Origin of the sequence: Rossellomorea sedimentorum (assembly GCF_046237645.1) — a bacterium.
Classification (GTDB): domain Bacteria; phylum Bacillota; class Bacilli; order Bacillales; family Bacillaceae_B; genus Rossellomorea; species Rossellomorea sedimentorum.
In genome coordinates this window covers 932,501-958,167 of the sequence record NZ_CP143546.1, presented here as the reverse complement: position 1 = coordinate 958,167, position 25,667 = coordinate 932,501, and the positions used below count along the sequence as shown (strand labels likewise).

Below are 25,667 nucleotides of genomic sequence, written 5' to 3'. Positions count from 1 at the left end.
AATTTAACGCTATAACTGCCTTGAGACACATCCTCAAGGACATTCAAACCCTAATTGACCGCCAAAAGTGTCTTGAGACACATCCTCAAGGACATTCAAACCCTAATTGACCGCCAAAAGTGCCTTGACACACATTCTCAAGGACATTCAAATCCAAATTCACCGCCAAAAGTGTCTTGAGACACATCCTCAAGGACATTCAAACCCTAATTGACCGCCAAAAGTGCCTTGACACACATTCTCAAGGACATTCAAATCCAAATTCACCTCCAAGAGTGCCTTGAAACACATCCTCAAGGAGATCTAAACTAAAATCGACCGCCAAAAAATACCTTGAAGTCCCCCTCCTTCAAACAGTCCTACGAAAAACCAAGTAATAAAAAAGAACCGGAAATCATCCAGTCCTTTTATCATTTTTTATTCAACTGCAAGTAATCCTGCTGGCGCAACGCTTCATAGATAAGGATTGCAGCCGAGTTGGAAAGGTTGAGGGAGCGGTCATTCTGATTCATCGGAATACGAAGGCAGCGCTCCTTATTAGTTTGGATGATTTCATTCGGAAGTCCGGTTGTTTCTCTTCCAAAGATGAAAAAATAATCCTTATCCTTATGGCTGTAATCATAGCCGGAGTGGACATTTTCACCGTATTTTGTTAAATAGTAGAATTCTCCACCTGCATTTTTTTCTAAGAATTCCTCAATGGAATCATAGTAGATGATTTCTACAAACTGCCAGTAATCAAGTCCCGCTCTCCGCAGCATTTTATCATCTGCCGAAAAGCCCAGCGGTCTGATTAAATGAAGTGTTGTATCCGTTGCTGCACATGTCCGCGCAATATTACCGGTGTTCGCCGGAATTTCTGGCTGATAAAGTACTACATGTATACCCACATTCGTCACCTCGATAATAAACTCTATGTGACATTATACCACTGTTTGGTCCAAGAAAAATACTTTAGCGGTCATCGACAATGGTGAAGAACTTGTAGGTGATATCAGGTGTATAGGCAGTGGAATCTTCATAACTCCAGTATCTTAGCCTGCTGTTTGTGGTATGGGCATTGACCAGCGGCATTCCATAGGCGTCCTTGGCAGTCACAATTGTATTATGATTGTACCGGCCGTCTCCTTCAAAATCATAACAAATGATATCCCCGAGCTTTAATTCTTCAGGACCGCTGACTTCTTTGGCTCTAAGACCGGAAGTGGAAGAGGGCAGGTACAAGCGGAGGGCATTTGCTACAGACCAGCTGTAACTCCAATTATTGTCTCTCATCCACCAGCCCCTTCCCCGGCCCGGATATCCCCTCATTGGCGCATTGCCTGCGTGAAGGCACTGGGAGATGAAGTTAGTACAATCGACGTCAAATTGTTTATAGGCTGGATTGTAACTGTTCCACCATTTTTCTGCGTACTGTACAGCTTTTAACCGGTCGTATTGATAGGAGATTCTTTCCCCGCCCTGTTCTCGGAAGTTGATTTCCGGCTGAGACTGCTGGCTGTAGTCGACAGGAAGTTCATCATCACTGACAAGTTGACCCCTATAAAAAAAAGCTTCCCTTGTTTCAATTTCTTCCTCTATATGCAGGAGGTCCTTTTGTTTAATCAAGTATTTCAGGTGAAGAGTATAATCTGCCCTGCTGCCACCCTCTACTCTTTCAACTTTTTCAATCTTCCCCCTTCCTTCCACTTTTACGATTACTCCATTTCTTCTCATCAGTAATTCATTCTTTCGCTGAATTTTATCAGATCCTGCTCCATCAATGAAGTTCCCGATTCTCTCTTCCAGTCTTGCCATCAGGTGCTTTCTCATTATCCAGCCTCCTTCTCTCATTAATACCTATGATGAATGAAGGTGTGGCAAAACTAATTTCTGAGTGGGAACACAAGCATAAAACAATAAATATGGAGCCCGTTTCACTGACCATCTGTCCCATTCCCGCATATTTTAATAGTAAAGGGACAACGAAAGTGTATTGCCCCCTCCAAGATGGGTAAAGACGGGAAAGGGCTGAATAACTTGAAAGGAGGAAAACTCATCAAAATTTTTTTCTCTTTGTTTCTAAGTTTCATTGTGTTCTGTTTTTTTAATGGTATTACAGGTTCTTTTGCCAATGATAAAAAAGATGATACATTGATTGTGGCTCATCGCGGAGCTTCTGCCTTAGCCCCTGAGAATACGTTATCTGCGTTTGATATGGCTGTCAGCCTCGGTGCGGATTATATTGAAGTTGATGTTCAGATGACAAAGGATGGAGAGCTTGTGGCCATGCATGATGTGACAGTAGACCGGACTACCAATGGCACGGGAAGGATCAAGAACCTGACTTATGAAGACCTTGCTGCCCTTGATGCCGGGAGCTGGTTCAGCCCGAAGTTCAAGGGAGAAAAAGTTCCCTCTCTTGAAATGATTCTCGACCGGTATGAAGGCAGGACCGGAATATTGATCGAACTCAAACATCCTTCTATATATCCTGATATCGAAGAGGAGCTGGCGAAAGTTTTAACCAAAAGGTTGACGGCTGGCGTTTCACCATCTCTCATTATTGTGCAGTCATTTGACAAACAATCCATTCAGGAATTCCACGAATTACTCCCTGTCATCCCAACCGGTATCATTATTGGAACTTCTGAGTTCTCTTCAGGGGAAGACCTTTTTGCCGTTGACGGCTTTGCCTCTTTTATCAATCCCAAAGCAAGCCTTGTAGATGCCAGTTTCATGCAGCAGGCTAAAGAGAGAAATCTCAATGTATTTACCTGGACGGTTTCAGATTCCAAAACCGCACGAAGTTTACGCAACCTCAATGTGAACGGAATCATCACGAACTACCCATCGGAACATTATTATTCTTCAAACGGATTATTTGAAAAAACGTCTCTCATCATCAGTGTCGTTACGTTCCTGGCTTTGCTTTTTGTCAAAAAGTGAATTACTTCCTCCTTTAATCCTACAAAGATTGCCTTTCTCAAAAATACGGCTTAAACAATAAAAAAACAGAGAAGATTAGAACATGTTCTCTGTTTTTTCATGATTCTTTTAGCCAGGGCTCTGAAGGATTCATTCATCTAGGCTTTCTTCCTGTTGTTCAGCCTCAACGTCGGGTTCTTCCGTACTCACATCATCCAGCGGAAGCCATTCGAGGAGTTCTGCTATGACTTTGTTTACCTTCCCATTGACCTCTTCCCCGCCAAACTTGATGACAGCCCTGCTCAATAACTCTTCATTCTCTTCTGTCAATTGAAGAAGCGGCTTATCAGCCACTGATTCGTTATACAGTTCAATGATAGTATCCAGGCCTTCTGATAACTGATCGATTGCCTGACTCAGCTGATGTCTTTCCTGGTCGTCCACCTTCACACCCATTCCCCCTCACTAAGATTTTCTCTTAGTATGTCCTTACCTTTTTTCAGCAACACCTCTGCTTTGATTAGACTAAAAAGCAGAGTGGGTTAACCATGAAAAAAATTCTCTGGAATAATCTTTCAAGCTATCCCCCACATGAACCCTGACCTGAAAGGAAACGATAAACAGGACTACTTTCACAAAAGGGTGAGAAAAGCGATGCATGATGTGTACAGGGATATTATCACGATAGAAGATGAAAATGGCAGACAGGAGCAATATTCTGTTGAAGCCTTATTCGAAATGAAAGGTCGTTCTTACGCAATGTTAACATCAGAGAATACCAATCATACGGTTGTCATGAAAGTCGAAGAAGAAGGCGATGACCAGTACCTTGTCAGAATAAAAAATGAGAAGGATTATGATTCCATTTTGGATGCCTACCAGATTGCCGTGGAAGGAACAGAATACCTTGAACCAGAACAGTCATAAAAACATGAGCTCCCCTTAAATTGGAGCTCACGTTTATTTTCTGAATCATAGACAACTAAGCTGAGTTTCTTCTCTTTTTTAGTTTCCTGAAGCTATCACGAGACACCCTAACACGATTTTTTTTCCTTTTTGGTCTCATGGCGCCTTCATGAGGTACCCTAATCTGATATTTTTCTCCTTTTTGGTCTCATGGCGCTTTCATGAGGCACCCTAATCTGAGTTTTTTCTCCTTTTTGGTCTCATAACGCCTTCATGAGACACCCTAACACGATTTTTTTCTCCTTTTTGGACTCATAACGCCTTCATGGGACACCCTAACACGATTTTTTTCTCCTTTTTGGACTCATGACGCTTTCATGAGACACCCTAACATGGTTTCTTTCTCCTTTTTGGTCTCATGACGCGTTCATGAGGCACCCTAACATGATTTTTTTCTCCTTTTTGGTCTCATGACGCTTTAACTTAGTTTCTTTCCTTGAAATGTATAACGAAGACTTCCTTTTAGCAGCTCTTCTATTCCTTCGCGAAAATATGGCATCTGTGCTTCAGCCATGTCGAGTTCCATCCATTGGATGTCTTCTATTTCTTCTGGATCCGGAATGGTTATTTTACCTTCCACCATTTTAGTATTAAAAGTGAAAAATAACGGATGAACATCTTTACCAATGAAAAAAGCTTCGTTGACAGCAAGAAGTGACTCAACTTCAATCGTTAAGTTGGTCTCCTCTTTCACTTCACGAATGAGGGCTTCCTCAAGTGTCTCACCTTTCTCAACTGCCCCTCCAGGAAGGGTCCATCCACCACCAACATTTTTGACCATAAGTACGTTCTTTTTTTGAGCATCCATTATCACACCATAAACAATATCTTCCCTTTTCAAATCCACACCCCACTAAATTAAGATGACACAGCTGTCGTTACCTTAGTTTTCTCATCTCTTTTTTCCAGCTTCTTATGATGACTGAATAAAGTGTTTTGCTGTTATCCTATCTTAGCAGCACCGCTCTCTAGGTACCACGAAAAACTACAAATAACTTCCAAAACACCCATTAAAATGATATTAACCCCACTCAGATAACCCTAAAATTTCCTTATTTTATAACTATTTACATATGCCTAAAAAACTAAAATTGCAGATAGAAAGAGCATTGAAAAGATAGACAATCAAAAAGGCTCAAAACCGCCAAAAACGTACAGAATATTCAAAACATTTAAATTGTATTTACATACTTATTTGTTAGACTAGTCACTAGACCACGCGGGTTACTGGATAATAGCTATTATGCATGATTATATGGATGAAGGGAGAAACACATATGTCAAAAAAATTAAAATTAGTATCATTAGCACTCGGCACTTCTCTAGTATTCAGCGCAGCATTGCCTGGAGCCTCTTTAGCATCGACGATGTCCAGCAATCATACTTCTAAATTTGAAGTCTCCAAAAAAATTCTGGATAAGCAAAAAGACAAACCAAAATTCTACTCTGATAAACTTTCAAAATCGAAAGCAAAAGATGAAAAGGAAGTTAAAAAGTTCCTTAAAGCAAACCAGTCAGTATTGGGAATCGACCCTTCTGCTGATCTGACACTGCTCGAATCGACAGAAGATGAGCTGGGTATGAAGCATTACAAGTTTGCCCAATCAGTAAAAGGCGTACCAATCGACGGAGCTATCTTCTCGGTTCATACACATAAAGACAACTCTGTTGCTGCAGTTGCCGGGCAATTATACCCGTCAGCCTCAAAAAAAGTGAAGAAATCGAAAGCGGAAATCACTCAAGATGATGCTGTAAATCTTGCATGGAATTATATCGAACTAGATGAAGCTGAAACAGTAACACCGGAAGAAGAATCTTTTGCTGCTGCAAAGAAAAGTGATGTTAAAAACACAAATGTAAAAAAAGACTTGGTAGTACATGAAAAAGATGGCGCATTCAATCTTGCTTACAAAGTACAACTTCAATTCATCCAGCCCTACGGAGCAAACTGGCAGATCTATGTGGACGCAGTAAGCGGTGAAGTCCTTGAGGCGTATAATGCTGTTACAGATGCAGCCACTACAGGTTATGGGTACGGTGTACAAGATGATTACAAGCAGCTTAATACTTACTATGCAAATGGTACTTATTATTTATATGATGTAACCAAGCCAATGAGCGGCGTTATCGAAACACGTACCGCACAAAATGGGACAACCCTTCCCGGTTATTATACCGTTGACAGCAATAACGCATGGACAGCATATTCTCAAGCGGCAGAAGTAGACGCTCATGCTTATGCGGAAGATGTATATGATTACTTCTTAAACACGCACAACCGTAACAGCTATGATAATAACGGTGCAACTATCCGTTCCACGGTTCATTATGGTTCCAATTACAATAACGCCTTTTGGAATGGTTCTCAGATGGTTTATGGAGACGGTGACGGATCTACTTTCCGTGAACTTTCAGGTGCCAAGGATGTAGTGGCACATGAAATCACCCATGCTGTAACAGAAAGGACTGCAGGGTTAGAGTATCAATATCAATCTGGCGCTTTGAACGAGTCCTTCTCCGATGTATTCGGCTACTTCCTCGATACTGCTGATTACTTAATGGGTGAAGATGTGTACACACCAGGCGTAGCAGGTGATGCCCTGCGCAGTCTTTCCAACCCGTCACAATATGGACAGCCGGAACATATGAATGACTATGTGAACACCACTTCAGATAACGGAGGAGTCCATACTAATTCCGGTATCCCAAATAAAGCTTTCTATAATACAGTCACAAGCGTCGGCAACGCGAAAGCAGAGAAAATTTACTACCGCGCCCTTACCGTTTACCTGACACCTACAAGTGACTTCAGTTATGCACGTGCTTCTCTTCTGCAATCTGCAGCAGACCTGTACGGAAGCGGAAGTTCCACTTATAATGCTGTAAAATCTGCTTGGGACAGCGTAGGAGTTTATTAAGAATTTACCGTATAATAAAAATGATCAGGCTGGATCCAGCCTGATCATTTTTTTTGCTTTGTAAAATTTTATTATTATGGAAGAACTTCTTTGCCTACGTCTAAGATTTGGTTTGATCGATACAATCAATTGCTATTCGTGCCTAACTTCATGGCTACCGCCTGTTTCTTCCCCGTTAAACTGAAGAACGCAACAGCACCTAGAGAAGCCGTAATGAAAAGTACTGCCCCCATTGGCACTGCCGTTGTTTCATTAATACCTACAAGGGGAGAGACAATCGATCCAATGACCAGCGGTATCATCCCTAATACCGCACTGGCACTGCCTGCTCGATGTCCCTGATGTTCAATTGCCAACGTAAACGTACTAGTCAAAATCATCCCCATGGTTGTCATATAGATGAAAATCGGAATGACAACGGCTGCCAAAGGACCTTGAATAATTGTTATGAGAAGCAAAAAGGAAGTCGCACTCACAGCAATGATAACAGCCGATCGAAGCAGCTTTCTTTCATGAATGATACCGCCCAGGCGGCCAATGAGAAAACTGCCAGTTATAATCGCAAGGCCGTTTATGCCGAACAATATGCTGAAGGCCTGCGGAGAAACCCCATAGATTCCTTGATAAACGAATGGTGTTCCGGCAACATAGGCAAAGCTTCCCCCGTGAATCAACCCGACTGTCAAAGCATAGCCGATAAAGGACCGGTCCGTCAGCAGACTGCCGATGGTACGCACAGAGCTTCCTAGTGAGCTCGGAATCCGCTTTTCTGGAGGAAGGGTTTCCTTCAGTTTCAAGGCAATGACCCCCACAATGAGGAATCCAATGAGTCCAAGAAAATAAAATATAGTGTTCCAAGTGGCAAACGGCAGCAACAGGATTGCTCCGCCTGTGATCGGGGCTACCATTGGAGCAGTCGCGTTAATGACCATTAAGAGGGCGAAAAACTTGGTCAGTTCCCTTCCACTGAATACATCCCGGACCACTGCCCTGGACAGAACAACTCCTGCTGATGCAGTAAATCCCTGCAAAAAACGCGCCGCGATCAAGACTGAAATATTCGGGGCGACCGCACAAAGGATTGATGAAAGGGCAAACAAGAAGATAAACAGAAGCAAGGGGCTTCTTCTCCCTTTTGCATCACTGATAGGCCCTACGACAATCTGACCGGCCGCAAGTCCAATCAGGCAGCTTGTCAAACTGAGCTGGATCTGGGAAGCACTTGCTCCCAGATCTGAAGCGATTCCAGGAAAACTTGGTAAATACATATCGATGTTAAGGGGGCCCAGCACACCCAGTATTCCCAGGAGAAATGCGAACCCGATCCGTTCCTTGCCTGTAGGTTGTTGAATCATACTTTTATACGTCCTTCCTTCTGACACTTTCAGTTTCTTCCAATTAGTTCAATTGATTCTAGCAAAGAAATTCTACTTTTTACAATAGAAATGACTTCTCTGTCTATGAATCTTTCAATCAGCGCTCGAACACGTTATTTATCCTGCAGATATTTTTTATTACTTACTTATTAAAATCCTACTGCTTTCCTCTCCAGGCGACGACAAGCATCAATGAACCTATATTTTATTCTTACCTAACACAGGCTGCCAAAACAAAAACAGCCAAAGCATGAAAGCTTTAACTGTTTTTATTTGGCTCTTTTCGTAAACTTTGTTGCTATTTAATCAAGCTTTAAAAAATATCTACTTAATTAACCAGAAATAGCCTGATAAACAAGGAAGAAAAGAGCTAATTCACCTTATTCAGAGAAAAAAGCCCTTGTCCCCAAGGGAAAAATCCGGCTCTTTAAATTTTCCCGAGAGCAACAATATATACGAAAACAGCGTTTTATTTTAATGATATCAATTCCAAGCCTTTGTTTATTTCTGAGATGACGTCTTCATCTTTTTCTTTTCCAAGGAACCTTTGCAGTGCTTCCTCGGCATCGGTTCCGCCAATCTTGCCCAATGCCCAGGCAGCGGTTCCTCTAATAACTGGTCTCACATCATTCTCCATTACTGAGATTAGATCAGGGAGGGCGGTTTCATCTTTATAGTGAGCCAAAGCAATGATAGCATTACGCTGGATCGGCTTCTTTCCTCTCCACGATCCTGAAACATGTCCATACTTTTCTTTGAAATCCCGGTTACTGATTGTCAATAACGGTTTCAGCAGCGGCTTTGCAATTTCAGGATCAGGTTCCATTTCCCAATGGTTATGGAAGTCTTTCCCTTTATTTTCCGGGCACACTGTTTGACATGTATCACAGCCGTATAACCTGTTTCCAAGCTTGGTCCTGAATTCATCCGGCAGGAAACCCTTGGTTTGGGTCAGGAAAGCAATACAGCGCTGTGCATTAAGCTGGCCGCCTTCTACCAGTGCTCCCGTCGGGCAGACATCTACACATTTGTTGCAAGTGCCGCATTGATCTTCCATCGGATCGTCTGGGGCAAACGGTAGGTTAGTGATCATTTCTCCCAGGTAAACATAGGAGCCAAACTCAGGAGTAATGATGGCACAGTTTTTCCCGCTCCATCCAATTCCTGCACGCTCGGCAACCGCCCTGTCTACAAGCTCTCCCGTATCCACCATGGATTTAAACTGAGCCTGTGGCACTCTGGACTTGATGTAATCCTCCAGTTTGGATAAACGGTCCCTTAAAACATGGTGATAATCCGTCCCCCATGAAGCTCTGCAGAAGATCCCCCTGCGTTCGCCTTTCTTACTTTGGGGCGCGTTCTTCATTCTCGAAGGATAGGCGAGAGCAATCGCAATGATGGATTTCGGCCCGTCGAATATCAGTGAGGGATCGACCCGCTTTTCGATATCTTTTTCCTCAAAACCGGATTGATACCCCAGCATTTCCTGCCTTAACAGCCTGTTCTTCATTTCTGAAAAAGTGTCAGCTGTCGTAAAACCAATCTTATCAATGCCGATTTCTTTGCTGTAATCAATAATATCCTGCTTCAGTTGATCGAAATCCAATGCTCTCCCCTCCTTTCTGAGTTTCCTTTATCGTATATAGATTTCCGTTCCAAGTACGTGACATTAATCTAGTTATTATATATTTTTAGTCTTTAGTCCATAATTATTTCGGAACAATCTATTCATAAGCTTATTAAATTTCTCAAATCATAGCATAGGGATAATCATTCGTACATACTCAATAATTTCCCACATATGAAATATAGCCGTGTATTATGATAAACTATTTTAAAATAAATGTGGAGGGAAAATAAGTGGAAATTACGATAAATCCCCTAATTACAGCCAAAGTTGACGGTTTCAAAGTTGGCTTTATCCAATATCATAATATCGAAGTCGGCTCCTCGCCTCAAATGCTGAAAGGCAGGCTGCAGTTGTTTCAGGAATCAATCTTTTTTGACCTCCAGGAAAAACCCGTGACTGAAATTGACGGCGTTGCCCAATGGAGAAAGATATTCAAGACTGTTGGAAAAGACCCGAATCGTTACCGCCACTCAGCTGAAGCCTTATACCGCAGGGTGAAAAAGCAGAACTACCTGCAAAGCATCAATTCAGCCATCGACTTGAACAACTTCTTCTCCCTTCAATATGAAGTGCCTATTGGCATATATGACAGGGATAACCTGCAAGGAGCAAATATAGAGCTTCGTCTCGGCTCAGAAGGTGAAATCTACACCGGATTGAATGGACGGGAGAATTCACTCGAAAACCTGATTGTAGCCTGTGACGCTGCCGGCCCATTCGGAAGTCCGTTTGTCGACTCAGCAACCGCACCTGTAGGAGAAGAAACAAAAAACGCTGTTCAAATTATCTTTTTAAAACCATCACTTTCTGTTGAGGAGAGTGAAAAGCTGACGAAATCCCTGATGGATATGTTTGTTTCCATTCATGGCGGTGAAGGAACTTATTCAGTTGTTGGAGGTTAACCAGCAAAAAAGCAGATACCATCTCGGTTTCTGCTTTTTGCATTTTATTGACCTTCTAAAGACAGACAGTTTTAAGCACCAATGAATACATCAATGATCTTATCACATATATCATGATGGATAGTTCCATCAAAATTCAGTAAAACCACAATTCCAAGATTATGTTCAGGTACCATGGAAATAAGTGATCGAACAGCCATTTGACCACCTCCATGTTCTACAATCCTATGTCCATTATATGTATCTGTAAACCAAGCAAGTCCGTAGCTTCTGACTTCACTGCCGAACCGCCATTCCTCATTGACGCGATGGACAGGTTTTTGCATTTCTTCTATCAAATCTGCACGTAGAATTGTTTTTTCTTTATTTAAGTGGAAGCGTAAGTAGTTTCCTAGATCATTTGCTGTTGAATATAAATAGCCAATGGGAGCTGATATTTCATTCTTCGGAAATGGAGTTTCTATTTTATCTTCGCCCATATAATATCTCGCACTATTTTTATCATTCTCTACTGAAGCCCAATCACCAGTTGTTCTATTCATATCCAAGGGAGCCAGGATTTCCTCTCTAAGATGTTTTTCCCAAGGTGAACCTGTCACTTTTTCAAACAAATCAGCTAGTATCACATATGCATCAGTACAGTAGTTCCATCCCTTTCCGACCGGATATTCCAACTCTACTTTCTTAAACCACCTTGTAATATCTTCACGGCTTTTTATACTATTTATTTCTTCTTCCGTAAGCTGATAATAGTCTAAGGCTTCTTGAAATTCTGTTGGAGTATCTGAAAATATTTCTCTTACATTAGGAGCTGTCATGTTGGCAATCCCTAAATCAGATGGGAAGCCTGCAGTATGGGACATTACATGGCGTATCTTGATGGTATCACTCTGCTGTTTATCTTTTGTTCTAAAATACGGTAAATAGTCAACAACAGGATCATCCAATGAAATTAACTTTTTCTCTACCAGCTGCATAATAGAAAGTGCCATAAAGTTCTTGGAAACACTTTGAATGCTCATCACTGTATCTCCATCAATTGGCTTATTAACTGGGTGAATTTGAGAATGACCAAATCCTTTTGAGTAAACGATATGTGAATCTTTAACAACCGCAACACCTAATCCGACACTGTTTCGGTCATGGAAGATTTCGTTTATATAATCTGTAATCTGATTGCATTTTTCATTTATTTTCTCCATACCGGCCTCCCTGAATATAAAAATATTTTACTTTCTATAACGCTTTTTTCCAAACTTTATCTCTTTTAAAAATAACTCAAAGTGCATTTTCCTCAAAAACTTACGCACCATATAAGGTGAATCAAATAAAGGGGTGAACTGCCATGAACTATAAAAGCGAATTACAAGAAGCACAGGATATTATCCATAAAGCACATCTTCACTTGAAGCAAGTTAATTCAAACAGCAGTGAAGCAGAAGCGTGTCGCTTTGCTCTAACTGAACTTGAAAAAGCACAACAGAAAATCCAGCAAGTACAGCAGGGGATCAATGAATAGTTCTTGTTTAAAAAGACTTGAGGTTTGTCTCAAGCCTTTTTGTTTTTAAAATAATAAGATGCATTGTTTGGGGCTCAGATACGTACCCGATCCGCATTTAGAAATGCTTCTTTAAACCGTTGGACTTGATCCCGATCCGATTTCTTGATTGCTATCTTAATTACTGGAGAAAGTACTTTCGATAGTCCTTTGGCTGTACACGTCGCGGTAAGAGTAAGTTCCGTACAATCCGCACTCAAACTTGAAAAGGAGTAGGTATAATCAGCTTGGAAACTTCCCTGTATCGATGTAAGAGTCACTTTGTCTTTCGGTATAAACTCAGTCACAGTGGAAGAATGCTTTTGTCCCCGTGTGTGGAAGGTGTACTTTGTTCCTTCCCTAACCTCTCCCTTGGTTTCTTTATCCAACGACTGTATGCCTTTCATCCACTTTGACGCATTTTCTTCAAGATTAATGAAATAGTTCCAAACCTCTTCTAAAGGCGCATTGATTGTAACGGTTTCAGTGAAAATTCGGCTCATAGGTTAACCTCCAAAACATAAATAAGTATCCCTTATAAACATAACATTGCCCTTATTAAATTACATCCATTCGCTTACATTATTTCATAAGGTGACAGGTATCTATCCACCCCCCCATTTACCTTGAATTAGTAAATTTACTTATAGAGAAAAAAAACAAAAAAGGATACCAATTTCATTGAAATTGGTACCCCTCTTTCTAAAATGTTTTTTACACCCACCACATATCAGCAGGCTGCTCTTCAATTAATATGGATTTCAAGTTTTTCACTGCTCGCATAAACCCTTCTTCAATGGACATGATTGGGTCTTCGTGTTCGATGCTGACGACGTAATCGTAGCCATAGGTCCTTAACGCACTCATCATATCAGACCATTCCTGCATGCTGTGACCGCAGCCGACCGAACGGAATGACCATGCTCTTGTCTGGATGTTTCCGTAAGGCTGCATATCTGTCAGGCCATACATGTTGACGTTGTCCTGGTCGATATACGTGTCTTTGGCATGGAAGTGGTGAATGGCATCTGCCTTCCCGAGAATTTTGATGGCTGCGACAGGATCGATTCCCTGCCACCATAAATGACTCGGATCCAGGTTGGCACCGATGGCTTCACACGTTTCTTCACGCAATTTCAACATTGTGTAAGGAGTGTGGACAAGGAAGCCGCCATGCAGTTCCAAGCCGATTTTCACATTATTCTCTTCAGCGAGCTTGCCCATCTTCTTCCAGTAGGGAATCAGCTTTTCTTCCCACTGCCACTTTAAAATGTCGCCATATTCGTTAGGCCAAGGAGATACCGGCCAGTTTGGATGTTTTGCCCCCTCATGGTCTCCAGCTGTTCCGGAAAAGCAGTTGACGACTGGGACACCCATCAAGCCGGCAAGCCTGATTGTTTTCTCCAGAGCCGCATGTGACTCTTCAGCGAATGCTTTCTCAGGGGAGATCGGGTTTCCATGACAGCTGAATGCGCTGATGGTCAATCCCCTGGATGTTACCTTATCTAAATATTCGTTTCGTTTCTCTTCGCTCTCTAAAAGAGCATCCAAGTCGCAGTGCGCATTTCCCGGATAGCCTCCAGTTCCGATCTCAACGGCCTGAAGCCCAGCTTCTTTTACATAATCAAGCATTTCTTCAAAATTCTTTTGAGAAAATAAAACCGTAAACACACCTAGTTTCATATACGCTTCCTCCTATGGCAGCCGGATGCTTTCACCCTTTTCACTGCTTTGGTATATTGCATCAATGATTTGCGATACTTTCATTGCTTCCTCCGGTTTCACAAGAAGCTCTTCAAGGCCCAGGCAGCTGTTAATAAAATTTTCTGCCTGCGGGATACCCGGATCGTCTTCCCCAGGCACCCAATCCGCGTTACTGCTCAGCAGCATACCGTGTTTTCTTTGATTCAGATGAAGAGGGAACAAGTCCAGTCCTCCTGTTACACCAGAAATGCTCATCACCTCTTCATCGCTCTTCACATTGGCACTCCAGGACGTCTCAAATAACATGGAGGCCCCGTTATCAAATTTGATATAAGCGGTTACGTGATCATCCACTTCAAACGAGTCTCGGTCAAAATCTCCCCACATGTTAACTTCATCTGCCATTTTGCTCAGTTTATTATAGGCAGTACCCGTTACTTCAACAGGGCTTGGATTGCCTAACAGCCATAGGGACAGGTCAAGGAAATGACAGCCATAATCAATCAGGCTGCCTCCGCCTTGCAATTCTTTGTTCGTGAATACTCCCCAACCGGGAACTTTTCTTCGGCGCACCGCCCTGGCTCTGGCGACGATCGGTTCGCCTATTTCGTTCTGGTCGATCAGTTTTTTTGCCGCCTGGGATTCTTTCATAAATCGGTAATGGTACGCTATGCTCAACACCTTTCCCGAATCTTCTGCTGCATCGATCATGTCCTGACATTCCCTGGGCGTCATCGCCATCGGTTTTTCGCAGAAAACATGGACTCCCGCTTTAAGTGCGGCAATTGAAATCTCGGCATGAAATTTGTTCGGTGTACAAATCGTTACGGCATCCACTTCAGAGAACATATCCTGAAAATCACTGAACACATGCGGAATATCAAATTTAGCAGCCACTTCTTCAGCAGTCTTGGCATTGATATCACTGACCGCTTCAACTGAAACGATATCTTCTAGTTGCTTATACGCAGGGATATGACGGGTTTGAGCAATACCTCCGACACCGATTATCCCCATCCGGAGTTTTGTCATGGTTGATAACACCTCAATTGATTTTTACAATTTGTTTTGTTTCATTCGATTCCAACGCTGCCAATACTACCTGCAGAGACTTCATTCCCTCATCCCCTGTAACAGGAGTCTCTGTATCATGAACGATGCTGTCCACAAACTGCTCAATAACATGGGAATTTTTCTGTCCGCCATCCTCATTGGTCTGGATTCCGCCAAGCTCGTATTTCACCACTTCACCATTGGCATATTGAACTACTAAAGAGTGGACTGGATCATCTTCCAGGCGCAGAATGGCCTTCTCTCCATAGATAATAGTAGAGTTATCTTCTTTTGAAACATACGACCAGCTTGCTGCCAGTGTCCCGATGATGCCGCTTTCTGTTTTCAGCACACAAACCGCGGTATCGTCAACATCCGCATTTTCCTTAGAACTCGTTTCAATGAAGGAGCCGACTTCTGCAAACTCTTCACCAAGTATGTAGCGAAGCAAGTCTGTCTTATGGACCCCAAGGTCACCCATTGCACCAATGAAGGCTTCTTCTTTCTTAAAGAACCAGCTGTCTGCTCCATCCGCACTCCAGCCTTCCGGACCGCCATGCCCGAAAGCGGAACGGAAACTGTAGATCTTTCCAATTTCTCCGCTCTCTATCAATTTTCTTGCTTTCTGATGAGAAGGCACGAATCGCTGATTATGGGCAATCATCAACTTCTTGCCGCTTTCTTCTGCAGCTTGTATCATCTCCTGTGCTTCTTCTGAAGAAGTAGCCATCGGTTTTTCACACAATACGTGCTTTCCTGCTGTCAATGCTGCAACAGAAATAGGTGCATGAAGGTAATTTGGCGTGCAGACGCTGATTGCCTCCACTTCCCCATCTGCAATCAGTTCCTCATACTCTGTATAGGCACGGGCTTCATACTTCTCTGCTACCTTCTTCACACGGTCTTCGACGATATCACAGACCGCGACAATTTCAACATGTTGATTAGTCTCATATTCAGGCAGGTGGCGATGCTGGGCGATACTTCCACAGCCGACCACGCCGATTTTAATTTTATTCATTTCATTTCCTCCTTATTGAATGTCTATTTTTATAAGCTCTTTTCGTAACTATTGTGCTATTTGAATGAGATATTTGATTTCCGCTCCAGGTGCGCGACTCCGCGGGGCGGGCGGTGAGCCTCCTCGGCTGCGCCTGCGGGGTCTCACCTGTCCCGCTAGTCCCGCAGGAGATCGCCCACCTTACGCTCCAATCAACCATTCGTATGAAACGCTGAATGATTAAGGTAAAAAGGTACAATCTTTTAGCATAGAGCCTTTATAAAAGGAGTAGAGCATGCTAGTAAAGATTTTGCTCTTTTCTTAATTTCAGGATTTAATGCCTTACTAAATGGCAATATAGTACATAGAAAGATTTAGTTATCCGACCTTCTCACTATCATCGGTTTTCACGAAAAACCCTTCATTTTGACCCTTTAATCGTTTCAAGTGGTTGTGCATTTCCGTAGACAGGTCTCTCACGCTTAACAGGTGCAGCCCACTTTACTGCGTTAACAATCACTTTTTGAACTTCTTTGTTATAGTAGGTAGGGTACGTTTCATGTCCGGGACGGAAATAGAATACCTTTCCATTTCCGCGTTTATAAGTGCAGCCGCTGCGGAATACCTCTCCGCCTTCGAACCAGCTGACCATCACCAGCTCATCAGGGGCAGGGATATCAAAATGCTCTCCGTACATTTCTTCTTTTTCCAGTTCAATGTATTCCCCAATTCCATCTGTGATCGGATGACTCGGATCGACTATCCAGATTCGCTCCTTCTCATCCGCTTCCCTCCATTTAAGATCGCAGGAAGTTCCCATCAATACTTTAAAAATCTTTGAAAAATGGCCGGAGTGCAGGACGATCAACCCCATCCCATCAAGGACTCGCTGTCTGACCCTCTCCACCACTTCATCGGATACTTCATCATGCGCGATATGTCCCCACCACAACAGCACATCCGTCTCATTCAATACTTCCGCTGTCAGCCCATGCTGCTCTTCATCAAGGGTGGCCGTTCTTACATTGAATGATTCTCCTCCCAAGAAGGATGCAATTGCACCGTGAATGCCTTCTGGATATACCTCGCGTACTTTTTCACTCTTTTGCTCATGACGATTCTCATTCCATACTGTTACATTTAACATGGTGAAACCTCCGTTTATTAAGATTTGGCTGAAGATTGCCTGTATTCGTTCGGTGTAACGCCTTCATGTTTTTTAAACACTTTGCTGAAGTATTTTTCATTTTGATAACCCACTCCGTAGGCAACTTCATAGATTTTCAGGTATGGATTTTCCAGCAGATTCTTGGCTTTTTCCATCCGGATGCTTGTTAAGTAATCTGTGATGGTGGCATTATAGTCCTGTTTGAATTTCCTCGATATATACTCCCTGCTGAGATAAAACCGGTCGGCAATCTCCTGTAGATTTATATCTTCCTGATAGTGTTTTTGCAGGTACTCTTCAATCCTCTGCATACTGTTTTTCTCTTTTTGGTACTTAGCATCTGACAGCATCTTGACCATTTCTTTGAATTCATCCGTTTTTTCTTTCTTAAATTTGGAAAAGGAGAAAGAGCCGTCTTCCTTCCAATAGTCTTCTCTTTTTACAGATACTCCGTCATTGTTAATCTCATATTCTTTTAACCAGTTATTTTTCAATAATTCAAACTGCCTGTCCCAGGTGGAGATCTGCTCCAGGGAAATACTAAAATCCTTTTCCAGCATGCTGAACAGAGAGCTTAATTGTGAATCAATTTGCTCCAAGCTGCCGGAACGGATAGCCCATTTCAAGTCATTGGAATAATCCAAGAGATGTAAAAGAGAGGTGTCCACAACATCTTCAGCCGTCACCATCCTTCTTCCCGGCAGAAGGTCATGCTTCCATAAAATATGATGTGCAGAGTCATAGGCCTGTTTCACATCAGCCGATTTTTTTCCAATAGCCGTGATGGGCCGCACCTTACTGTACTGATAAATGGCCGTATGAATATCTTGAAGCAGCAGTGATATATTGTTAACATTCCATATCATAATGACGAGTTCCTGATCATTATTGATGTTTCGAAAGCAGACACCCTCGTTATTTTTTCTTAACAGTTCATTGGCAATATTGCTCAATGTAAAGAATGCCAGTTCTTCATCAGACTGAAATGTCTTTACTACAAACGGCTTGATGGGTATTAAAGCGATCTTTACTACCTCATCAGCCGTGGACCGGCCATATTCACTCCTGATTCTGATCCCAACAGCTTCAGGCAGTTCACCTGTAAGACACAGCTTGGAAAATAACCGATCCCAATAAAGAGGTTTAACTTCATTTAGTACCTGGCTATCTTCCACCTGGTTTTTCCTTGAACGTGCCTGTTCATTCCACTCACTGACGGCTTTACCCAGTGCTTCATTCAGGACTTCCGGTTCAATCGGCTTAAGGATGTAATCAAAACTTTTATAAAAGAGGGCATTCCTCATGTATTCATAATCATCATAACCGCTCACTACTATCGTCTTACTGTGAAGTTCGGATGTATGCAGCCATTTCAAAAGGCTTATTCCATCTTTTCTGGGCATCCTCATATCGGTGAAGATGATTTCCGGTCGATGCTCTTTAATCAGTTCAATGGCCTGCTCCCCATCTTCCGCTTCCAAGATGGTATCAATCCCGTGTTTTTCCCACTCAGCCAGCAAAATCAATCCTTCCCTGACATGCTTTTCATCATCAATAATGATTGCTTTCATGAGTATCACCTTCCATCTGTACCGGTAGCCTCATTGTCACCCTGAAGCCGGCCCCTTCTAAGTTCCGCAATTCCAGGCTTGCCTGTTGATCGTAATAAAGCTTCAACCGGACAAAAACATTTTTCAACCCGATGCTTGTATTCTCCCCTGCTGTATTCTTGATATCAGTTTGAAAATGATCGTAAATTTCTTGAAGCTTCTCCTCTGTTACCCCTGCCCCATTATCTTCGACTGTAATCACCACTTCGTTGTTCTCAGTGAAACAGTGTAATCGGATCTTACCAATTCCCTCACGAATATCAAAGCCATGCTTAAAATAATTTTCAATGATTGGCTGCAGCAGCATTTTCGGTACTTTTACTTCCTGGAGTCCCTCTTCCACGTCTATAGAATACTCCAGATTTTCTCCAAACCTCTCCTTCTGCAGCAGGAGGTAAGCCCGGGTATAAGTGATCTCCTTACTGAGTGGAACGATATCTTCTTCCATGTCCATCCCGTACCTCATGATCTTAGAGAGATGGGTAATCAATGTGTATATTTGCGGAACCTTATTTTTCAAGGCGATAGTTCCAATTGACTGCAGGGCATTATACAAAAAGTGCGGATTGATTTGTGATTGCAGAACCTTAAGCTGATTCGTCTTATTCTCCAATTCCAGTTTGTACTCCCTGTTAATAAGGTGATTGATCCTGCCAATCATTTGCTGAAACCGCGAACCTAAAAGTCCTATCTCATCACTCCCAAAGGATTGAGATTCGATTTTCATATCCCCTTTTTCGATCTGCTGGATGTTATGCAGCAGCACACGGATAGGTGAGGTAATTTTAAAGGAGACGAACAATATCGACAGAATGACGAGCGAAAGCCCGATAATACCAAATAGAATATTGATCTTTGCTACACTAAAAGCGCTTTCGTAAAGGTTTGCATAGGAAACTCTTTTCACTAATATCCAGCCGCCGCTTGAAGGAGAAAGGCGGTCATACATCATCACCCCGTTAAACGAGTCTTCTTTCCACTCCAAAGTACCAGATGTTTCATTGCCACCGGTTATTTCCTGAATCCACTGCTGGCTGCTTTCATTAAGTGAGGCATCACTGTCAGAGCTGTAAATCATCTCTCCTTCTGGAGTCAACAAATAAAACTCTTCGGTGTTAGTATTATACAAATTTTTACTCAAGTCCAAAATTTTGTCTGGCGAGATTTCCAAAGAGATGTACCCCAATACTTCATCCGCCGGAACATTGGTCAAGGCCCGGTGAATCGTGGCAATGCTCTTGGACCTTTTCCTGTCACTTTCCTGCTGTGGATAGGCAGGCTCGATATACAAATTGTAAGGACTTCGTTCAGCCTTTTTGAAAGCTTCCTTCTCTGATGCGGCTTCTCTGATGGAAAAAACAACAGTCGAATGCTTGGTTGCAGAAATCACTCGATCATCTTCAACTAAGGTAATCGTGACTTCTTTAATCGTTTTTTCTGTATATAGAAAGGTTTGCACAACGTTTTTAACCAAACCGATTGTAAGGTAGTCACTTTCATCCTCCGGAGATCTCATATAATTAATGAAATCAGGATTGTTATAGAGGGAGAGTGTTAATCCGCTCAATTCATTGATATAGTTTTCCAGGTTGATTTTCCCTTGGTAAAGGAGATTGCTGCTTTCCTGCACGACTTCTTCCTCTATGGTATTTTTCGTATAGAGATATGTAATAATGATGGAACTTCCAAAAGGAATTATCGTAGTAATCATTAACAAGACGATCAGCTTGTTTCGGATACTGTTTTTAATCATAAAGGTGATCCTCCAAGTCTTTCATATACACTAGTATAGAATGTATCGCCTTATAATTGAAAGCGTTATGTGATCACTCCGCCAAAGGATATAAATAGAAAGCATGCCTGTAAGAGACATGCTTTCTATTATTCTATTACTTCAGGTTATCCCAAGTAGTCTGGAAGCGCTCAAGCAATGTGTCATAATCGATTTTCCCTGCAGCATATTCCTGGATAGCCGCTGCGAACTCTTTGTTCGCTCCATCCGGCCATCTGAACCAAGTCCAAGGAATCGTCTTTTCGTCTTTAGAGTACTCAAGGATTGACTGTCCTAAGTCGCCAAGACCTGCCGGCTCGATGTTATCAAATGCTGGAATGAATGCAAATTCTTCTGTGATGTAGCGTTTACCTGTTTCAGAAGTAACCATCCACTCCAAGAATGTTTTTGCTTCTTCTAGATGCTCAGAATTTTTATTCAATACCCAGTTATTAGGTACTCCTACCGGTAAGCGGTCAGCACTCTCATCGTTGCTTACTGGAATCGGAAGGAAGCCCATATTCATTTCAGGGTTGATTTCATAGATCATATTTTCTGTCCAGTTACCTTGCTGAAGCATAGCTGTTTCACCAGAAGCAAACAGAGTCACTTGAGTATTGTAGTCAGTTGTTAATGGGTTGTCATTCGCATATTTCAACTCAGTATCAAGCACTTCTTTAAACTGTTTGAATTTTTCATTGCCAACGATTGTTTCAGATCCATCATATAGACCTTCAATAAAAGCAATCGGATCTTCCTGCTGAGCAAATGGGATGTTCAACAAATGCTGTCCAATTACCCACCACTCACCATAACCAGCAGAGAATGGAGTGATGCCAGCGGCTTTCAATTTTTCTGATGCATCTTTCAACTCATCGATTGTTGCAGGCGGCTCTGTGATACCTGCTTTCTCAAACAAATCCTTGTTATAAACAAATCCGTACCCTTCAAGGTTAACCGGCATACCGTAAAGTTTACCGTCTGCATCTGTCATTGGGACTTTACCAATAGGAAGAACATGCTCTACCCAAGGCTCACCTGACAGGTCAGCCAATTTTTCCTTCCAAAGTTCCAACTCTTTAAATCCACCGTTATTGAAGATATCCGGCTCTTCACCAGATGCAAACTTTGCCTTTAGGGCTGCACCGTAGTCAGCACCGCCGCCGACAGTTTCAAGCTTAACTTTGATATTTGGATGCTCAGCTTCAAATTCCTTGATCATCTCAGCAAGCTGATCTGCAATTTCAACCTTGAACTGGAAGAAATTAAGTGTTACTACATCTTCCCCTGATTCACCATTGCTGTCTGAATTGCCTGAGCTGTTTTCATTAGAAGAACATCCGGCAACAATACCGAATACAAAAACTAGAGACATACATAAAAGCAGAAAACGTTTCATAAATAGTTTGACCTCCCTGGTACTTATTAATATTTTATATAAATGCCCGGCAATAGCCAGGAACTTTATATCTACTTAATAGATCCTGAAGCAATTCCTTTAATAATGTGTTTCTGCAAGAACAGGAAGAAGATGATGATCGGCGTAATACCGAGAACCAATGCCGCAAGACCCATATCCCATTGCTTTGTATATTGAGCGAAGAACGAGCTTGCTGCCAATGGAATCGTTCTTAGTTCTGCATCCTGTAACACAAGCAGCGGAAGCAGATAATCGTTCCAGATCCACAGTGTATTCAGAATAATGACTGTCACTGTGATCGGTTTGAGAAGAGGGAAAACAATTCTCCAAAACACTCCGAACTGGCTGCAGCCATCAATCATTGCAGACTCCTCAATTTCTACAGGTACGGTTTTCACAAAGCCGTGATAAAGGAACAATGACAACGGAACCCCGAACCCGAAGTACATGATGATCAGCCCCGGGATACTATTAGTAAGATTCAGTGCCCCGCCCAGTTTCATAAGCGGGATCATCACCGTCTGGAATGGAATGACCATTGCTGACACGAAGATAATGAATAAAATCTTGCTGAACTTCCCAGGTGTCCTCACCATCTTCCATGCTGCCATGGAGCTGATGATAACAAGCCCGACATTACTGAATACTGTGATAACCAGTGAATTCCAGAAGGCTCTTGGGAAATTAATGATCTCCCACACCTTTGCATAATTGGAGAAAAGGAATTCTTTCGGCCATGCCGCCGCATCGATTAAGATTGCCGCAAAAGGCTTTACCGAGTTGACCAGTACGAAGTAAAAAGGAATAAGGAAAATGAGCCCTACGGTGATACCGAGAATCTCAAGAACAAATGTCTTTTTAGTATAACGATTGCCCATTATGCCTCAACCTCCTTCTTCTTGGTCACCATTACTTGAATGGTTGTGAATACAGCTACGACGACAAAGAATAGAATCGACTTGGCTGTCCCCAGTCCATATCGGTTATTCTGGAATGCTTCCTGATAGATATTGATGGCAACTGATTGAGTCGAATTAAAAGGTCCCCCGCCTGTCAATGAGATATTCAAGTCAAAGATCTTGAATGCCATTGAGATCGTCAGGAAGAAACAAATCGTGAAGGCCGGCAGAATCAATGGAATGATAATCTTCGTGAGGACTGCCCAAGCTGAAGCTCCATCCATTTTCGCCGCCTCTAACAATGAGTTATCAACTCCTTGAAGGGCTGCTACGTAAATGACCATCATGTAACCACTGATCTGCCACGCAAATACGATGACGATTCCCCAGAAGGCCGTCGTTTCATCTCCAAGCCATGGCATTTTGAAAAATCCGATATCCGTCATCTTTCCAAGAGAGGCAAAACCTTTGACGAAGATGAACTGCCAGATGAAACCAAGCAATAGACCTCCGATAACATTTGGAATGAAAAATACCGTTCTTAATATATTTCGAGTTTTCAAGGCTGCATTGAGAAGCAGCGCGAAACTAAATCCTATTAAGTTACTAATAAGGACTGCCGCCACCATAAACTTGGTGGTGAACATGAAGGAGTTGAAAAAGACCGGATCATCCGAAAAGATTTTTTTATAGTTTTCAATTCCCACCCACTCAACAGCAGAACTGACTCCATTCCAAGAGGTAAAAGAATAATAAAGTCCCATCAAAAAGGGAATAATCTGTATCACTAAGAAAAACAACAGTGCAGGTCCTACAAAGGCGGCATAGGTTAATATGCTCTTGTACCTTGTCTTCTTCTTGGTTGGCGTCTGAATCTGTATCTCAGGCCTTACAGCCCCTGTCTCAATCTTTGTCTCCACCGGTATCACCGCCTATATATTACTTTCCTTAAGTATAATGGAAGCGCTTTCTTATAAAGGTATACAAAATTGACAAAGAAGGGGCAAAATTGTGATGAGTGAAAACTTTCCATCAGGTGACAGGCACTACCCGGAATTTTGTGGATCATGTCAATATCCATAAGCAAGCGGAATTCCACCTCCTCAGGATCAGGGTCAAAATAACACTTACTTTTCTTAGACAGACTCCGATTAATGCAAATTAGTAGGAACGTTAGGCTCAAAAGGAAAAATCGCTACTTGAACAAACGAACGATTTTTACATACGCAAATATTCTAGATTAGACGCAATCTATATGAATAAGACAGGAAACGCAAATAGAGACAAGTTAGATAGATACAATTTAGTGAATACATAACCTAAGGCACTGAAGCTAGACAGAGATAGCACAGAGGTTAATTCACTAATACCTAAAGCAACAAAAAACCCTTTCTCCAAAGAGAAAGGGTTGAACTGTTATGTATGGAGCGGGTGAAGGGAATCGAACCCTCGTCATCAGCTTGGAAGGCTGAGGTTTTACCATTAAACTACACCCGCAATATACATATGAAATTGGTACCGGTGGCCGGGGTCGAACCGGCACTCCAGAAGGAACACGATTTTGAGTCGTGCGCGTCTGCCAATTCCGCCACACCGGCATGTGTTGATTGGAGGCGGCAACCGGATTTGAACCGGTGATAGAGGTTTTGCAGACCTCTGCCTTACCACTTGGCTATGCCGCCATCAATGGAGCGGAAGACGGGATTCGAACCCGCGACCCCCACCTTGGCAAGGTGGTGTTCTACCACTGAACTACTTCCGCAAAAATTGGCTGGGCTAGCTGGATTCGAACCAACGCATGTCGCAGTCAAAGTGCGATGCCTTACCGCTTGGCTATAGCCCACTGATATAGTATATGTTTTCAGTTGTAAATATGTTCAAAATAATTAATGGGGCGACTGATGGGAATCGAACCCACGAATGTCGGAACCACAATCCGATGCGTTAACCACTTCGCCACAGCCGCCATAATGTTATTCATTTATCAGTAATATGGCAGGGGTAGTAGGAATCGAACCCACACCGGAGGTTTTGGAGACCTCTGTTCTACCTTTAAACTATACCCCTATATAAATGGTGGAGGGGGGCAGATTCGAACTGCCGAACCCGAAGGAGCGGATTTACAGTCCGCCGCGTTTAGCCACTTCGCTACCCCTCCAAATATTCTCGATGGTGCCGGCAAGAGGACTTGAACCCCCAACCTACTGATTACAAGTCAGTTGCTCTACCAGTTGAGCTACACCGGCACTTCAGGAAAATGGTGGCTCAGGACGGAATCGAACCGCCGACACATGGATTTTCAGTCCATTGCTCTACCAACTGAGCTACTGAGCCATAATAGTTTCGGCTTCCGCTAAGCTGCGAATTTCTTCGTCAGCGCCCTCGTTCACATCCTCACGCACCTGTCAGTGCGCTCCGGTGTTCACTCGGTTGCTTCCTTGAACTTCTTGCTTTATAGAAACCCTCTTAGTTTGAACTAAGAATTTAGATGATTCTTTAAAAATGGCGGTCCGGACGGGACTCGAACCCGCGACCTCCTGCGTGACAGGCAGGCATTCTAACCAACTGAACTACCGGACCAAGGATTTTTGACGAAGTCAAAATATCCATCCTTGAAGAAGGAACATGATATGACTTTTCAAAAATGGTATTGCGGGGGCAGGATTTGAACCTGCGACCTTCGGGTTATGAGCCCGACGAGCTACCGAACTGCTCCACCCCGCGATAATTTAAATGGTGGAGGATGACGGGATCGAACCGCCGACCCTCTGCTTGTAAGGCAGATGCTCTCCCAGCTGAGCTAATC

General features: G+C 42.7%; 22 protein-coding genes and 13 tRNA genes (1 of these 35 cut by a window edge). 5 read left to right on the top strand and 30 right to left on the bottom strand.

The window, feature by feature from the left end:
* Positions 1 to 410 precede the first annotated feature (410 nt).
* Together trmL and V1502_RS04700 are read right to left on the bottom strand one after the other, a co-directional pair.
* Positions 411 to 890: a tRNA (uridine(34)/cytosine(34)/5-carboxymethylaminomethyluridine(34)-2'-O)-methyltransferase TrmL gene (gene trmL, locus V1502_RS04705; protein WP_409253219.1), complete on the bottom strand. Its 480-nt coding sequence runs from the start codon at positions 888 to 890 to the stop codon at positions 411 to 413.
* A gap of 64 nt (positions 891 to 954) precedes the next feature.
* Entirely contained in the window at positions 955 to 1,812 is an 858-nt protein-coding gene (locus tag V1502_RS04700; protein ID WP_409253218.1) for an amidase domain-containing protein, read from the bottom strand.
* A 207-nt stretch (positions 1,813 to 2,019) separates the two neighbouring features.
* Between V1502_RS04700 and V1502_RS04695 the strand changes: the two genes are divergently transcribed.
* On the top strand, positions 2,020 to 2,928 hold the full coding sequence (locus V1502_RS04695; RefSeq protein WP_409253217.1) for a glycerophosphodiester phosphodiesterase: 909 nt from the start codon (positions 2,020 to 2,022) through the stop codon (positions 2,926 to 2,928).
* A gap of 129 nt (positions 2,929 to 3,057) precedes the next feature.
* Here the strand turns inward: V1502_RS04695 and V1502_RS04690 are convergent, their stop codons facing one another.
* On the bottom strand, positions 3,058 to 3,357 hold the full coding sequence (locus V1502_RS04690) for a hypothetical protein (RefSeq protein WP_409253216.1): 300 nt from the start codon (positions 3,355 to 3,357) through the stop codon (positions 3,058 to 3,060).
* Positions 3,358 to 3,561: 204 nt separating this feature from the next.
* Here V1502_RS04690 and V1502_RS04685 point away from each other — a divergent pair, with 204 nt between their 5' ends.
* Entirely contained in the window at positions 3,562 to 3,834 is a 273-nt protein-coding gene (locus V1502_RS04685) for a DUF1292 domain-containing protein (protein WP_409253215.1), read from the top strand.
* A gap of 457 nt (positions 3,835 to 4,291) precedes the next feature.
* On the opposite strand, the gene V1502_RS04680 is transcribed toward V1502_RS04685, so the two are convergent.
* On the bottom strand, positions 4,292 to 4,714 hold the full coding sequence (locus V1502_RS04680; RefSeq protein ID WP_409253214.1) for an NUDIX hydrolase: 423 nt from the start codon (positions 4,712 to 4,714) through the stop codon (positions 4,292 to 4,294).
* A gap of 436 nt (positions 4,715 to 5,150) precedes the next feature.
* Here V1502_RS04680 and V1502_RS04675 point away from each other — a divergent pair, with 436 nt between their 5' ends.
* Positions 5,151 to 6,791 carry a M4 family metallopeptidase gene (locus V1502_RS04675; protein WP_409253213.1) on the top strand — a complete coding sequence of 547 codons (1,641 nt, stop codon included), beginning with the start codon at positions 5,151 to 5,153 and terminating at the stop codon, positions 6,789 to 6,791.
* A 125-nt stretch (positions 6,792 to 6,916) separates the two neighbouring features.
* Here V1502_RS04675 and V1502_RS04670 read toward each other — a convergent pair whose 3' ends face one another.
* Complete coding sequence (locus V1502_RS04670) at positions 6,917 to 8,146, bottom strand: Bcr/CflA family efflux MFS transporter (protein ID WP_409253212.1); 1,230 nt, start codon at positions 8,144 to 8,146, stop codon at positions 6,917 to 6,919.
* A gap of 490 nt (positions 8,147 to 8,636) precedes the next feature.
* A complete protein-coding gene (queG, locus tag V1502_RS04665) occupies positions 8,637 to 9,773 on the bottom strand; it encodes a tRNA epoxyqueuosine(34) reductase QueG (protein WP_409253211.1) in 1,137 nt (378 codons plus the stop codon).
* Between the two features lie 254 nt (positions 9,774 to 10,027).
* Here queG and V1502_RS04660 point away from each other — a divergent pair, with 254 nt between their 5' ends.
* Positions 10,028 to 10,699 carry a B3/4 domain-containing protein gene (locus V1502_RS04660; RefSeq protein WP_409253210.1) on the top strand — a complete coding sequence of 224 codons (672 nt, stop codon included), beginning with the start codon at positions 10,028 to 10,030 and terminating at the stop codon, positions 10,697 to 10,699.
* Between the two features lie 71 nt (positions 10,700 to 10,770).
* On the opposite strand, the gene V1502_RS04655 is transcribed toward V1502_RS04660, so the two are convergent.
* Entirely contained in the window at positions 10,771 to 11,901 is a 1,131-nt protein-coding gene (locus V1502_RS04655; RefSeq protein ID WP_409253209.1) for a serine hydrolase domain-containing protein, read from the bottom strand.
* Between the two features lie 143 nt (positions 11,902 to 12,044).
* On the opposite strand from V1502_RS04655, the gene V1502_RS04650 reads away from it, so the two are divergent.
* Entirely contained in the window at positions 12,045 to 12,218 is a 174-nt protein-coding gene (locus tag V1502_RS04650; protein ID WP_409253208.1) for a hypothetical protein, read from the top strand.
* 74 nt (positions 12,219 to 12,292) lie between these two features.
* On the opposite strand, the gene V1502_RS04645 is transcribed toward V1502_RS04650, so the two are convergent.
* The 23 genes from V1502_RS04645 to V1502_RS04535 form a co-directional block, all read right to left on the bottom strand.
* Positions 12,293 to 12,739 (bottom strand): SRPBCC family protein, encoded by a 447-nt coding sequence (locus tag V1502_RS04645; RefSeq protein WP_409253207.1) that lies wholly within the window; start codon positions 12,737 to 12,739, stop codon positions 12,293 to 12,295.
* A gap of 211 nt (positions 12,740 to 12,950) precedes the next feature.
* Positions 12,951 to 13,919, bottom strand: coding sequence for a sugar phosphate isomerase/epimerase family protein (locus tag V1502_RS04640; protein WP_409253206.1), 969 nt, complete (start codon positions 13,917 to 13,919; stop codon positions 12,951 to 12,953).
* A 12-nt stretch (positions 13,920 to 13,931) separates the two neighbouring features.
* Positions 13,932 to 14,972 (bottom strand): Gfo/Idh/MocA family protein, encoded by a 1,041-nt coding sequence (locus tag V1502_RS04635; protein ID WP_409253205.1) that lies wholly within the window; start codon positions 14,970 to 14,972, stop codon positions 13,932 to 13,934.
* Positions 14,973 to 14,985: 13 nt separating this feature from the next.
* Positions 14,986 to 16,014, bottom strand: a complete 1,029-nt coding sequence (locus tag V1502_RS04630) for a Gfo/Idh/MocA family protein (protein WP_409253204.1) — start codon at positions 16,012 to 16,014, stop codon at positions 14,986 to 14,988.
* Positions 16,015 to 16,414: 400 nt separating this feature from the next.
* Entirely contained in the window at positions 16,415 to 17,140 is a 726-nt protein-coding gene (locus V1502_RS04625) for a ThuA domain-containing protein (protein ID WP_409253203.1), read from the bottom strand.
* 17 nt (positions 17,141 to 17,157) lie between these two features.
* Positions 17,158 to 18,732 (bottom strand): response regulator, encoded by a 1,575-nt coding sequence (locus V1502_RS04620; protein WP_409253202.1) that lies wholly within the window; start codon positions 18,730 to 18,732, stop codon positions 17,158 to 17,160.
* Complete coding sequence (locus tag V1502_RS04615) at positions 18,713 to 20,524, bottom strand: sensor histidine kinase (RefSeq protein WP_409253201.1); 1,812 nt, start codon at positions 20,522 to 20,524, stop codon at positions 18,713 to 18,715. Before V1502_RS04615 ends, V1502_RS04620 begins: the two co-directional genes overlap by 20 nt.
* A gap of 136 nt (positions 20,525 to 20,660) precedes the next feature.
* On the bottom strand, positions 20,661 to 21,941 hold the full coding sequence (locus tag V1502_RS04610) for an ABC transporter substrate-binding protein (protein ID WP_409253200.1): 1,281 nt from the start codon (positions 21,939 to 21,941) through the stop codon (positions 20,661 to 20,663).
* Positions 21,942 to 22,012: 71 nt separating this feature from the next.
* Positions 22,013 to 22,840, bottom strand: coding sequence for a carbohydrate ABC transporter permease (locus tag V1502_RS04605; RefSeq protein WP_409253199.1), 828 nt, complete (start codon positions 22,838 to 22,840; stop codon positions 22,013 to 22,015).
* Positions 22,840 to 23,781 carry a carbohydrate ABC transporter permease gene (locus tag V1502_RS04600; protein WP_409253198.1) on the bottom strand — a complete coding sequence of 314 codons (942 nt, stop codon included), beginning with the start codon at positions 23,779 to 23,781 and terminating at the stop codon, positions 22,840 to 22,842. The genes V1502_RS04605 and V1502_RS04600 overlap by 1 nt, the downstream gene beginning before the upstream one ends.
* A 503-nt stretch (positions 23,782 to 24,284) precedes the next feature.
* Positions 24,285 to 24,358, bottom strand: a tRNA-Gly gene (locus V1502_RS04595).
* A 16-nt stretch (positions 24,359 to 24,374) separates the two neighbouring features.
* Positions 24,375 to 24,459, bottom strand: a tRNA-Leu gene (locus V1502_RS04590).
* 10 nt (positions 24,460 to 24,469) lie between these two features.
* Positions 24,470 to 24,543, bottom strand: a tRNA-Cys gene (locus V1502_RS04585).
* Positions 24,544 to 24,548: 5 nt separating this feature from the next.
* Positions 24,549 to 24,623 (bottom strand) — tRNA-Gly (locus V1502_RS04580).
* Positions 24,624 to 24,629: 6 nt separating this feature from the next.
* Positions 24,630 to 24,704, bottom strand: a tRNA-Gln gene (locus V1502_RS04575).
* Positions 24,705 to 24,751: 47 nt separating this feature from the next.
* Positions 24,752 to 24,827 (bottom strand) — tRNA-His (locus tag V1502_RS04570).
* A 27-nt stretch (positions 24,828 to 24,854) separates the two neighbouring features.
* A tRNA-Trp gene (locus V1502_RS04565) sits at positions 24,855 to 24,928 on the bottom strand.
* A gap of 7 nt (positions 24,929 to 24,935) precedes the next feature.
* Positions 24,936 to 25,019: transfer RNA gene (locus V1502_RS04560), tRNA-Tyr, on the bottom strand.
* Between the two features lie 12 nt (positions 25,020 to 25,031).
* Positions 25,032 to 25,107: transfer RNA gene (locus tag V1502_RS04555), tRNA-Thr, on the bottom strand.
* 12 nt (positions 25,108 to 25,119) lie between these two features.
* Positions 25,120 to 25,195, bottom strand: a tRNA-Phe gene (locus V1502_RS04550).
* Between the two features lie 169 nt (positions 25,196 to 25,364).
* Positions 25,365 to 25,441 (bottom strand) — tRNA-Asp (locus V1502_RS04545).
* A gap of 70 nt (positions 25,442 to 25,511) precedes the next feature.
* Positions 25,512 to 25,585: transfer RNA gene (locus tag V1502_RS04540), tRNA-Met, on the bottom strand.
* Between the two features lie 10 nt (positions 25,586 to 25,595).
* Positions 25,596 to 25,667 (bottom strand) — tRNA-Val (locus V1502_RS04535) (it continues 4 nt past the right edge of the window).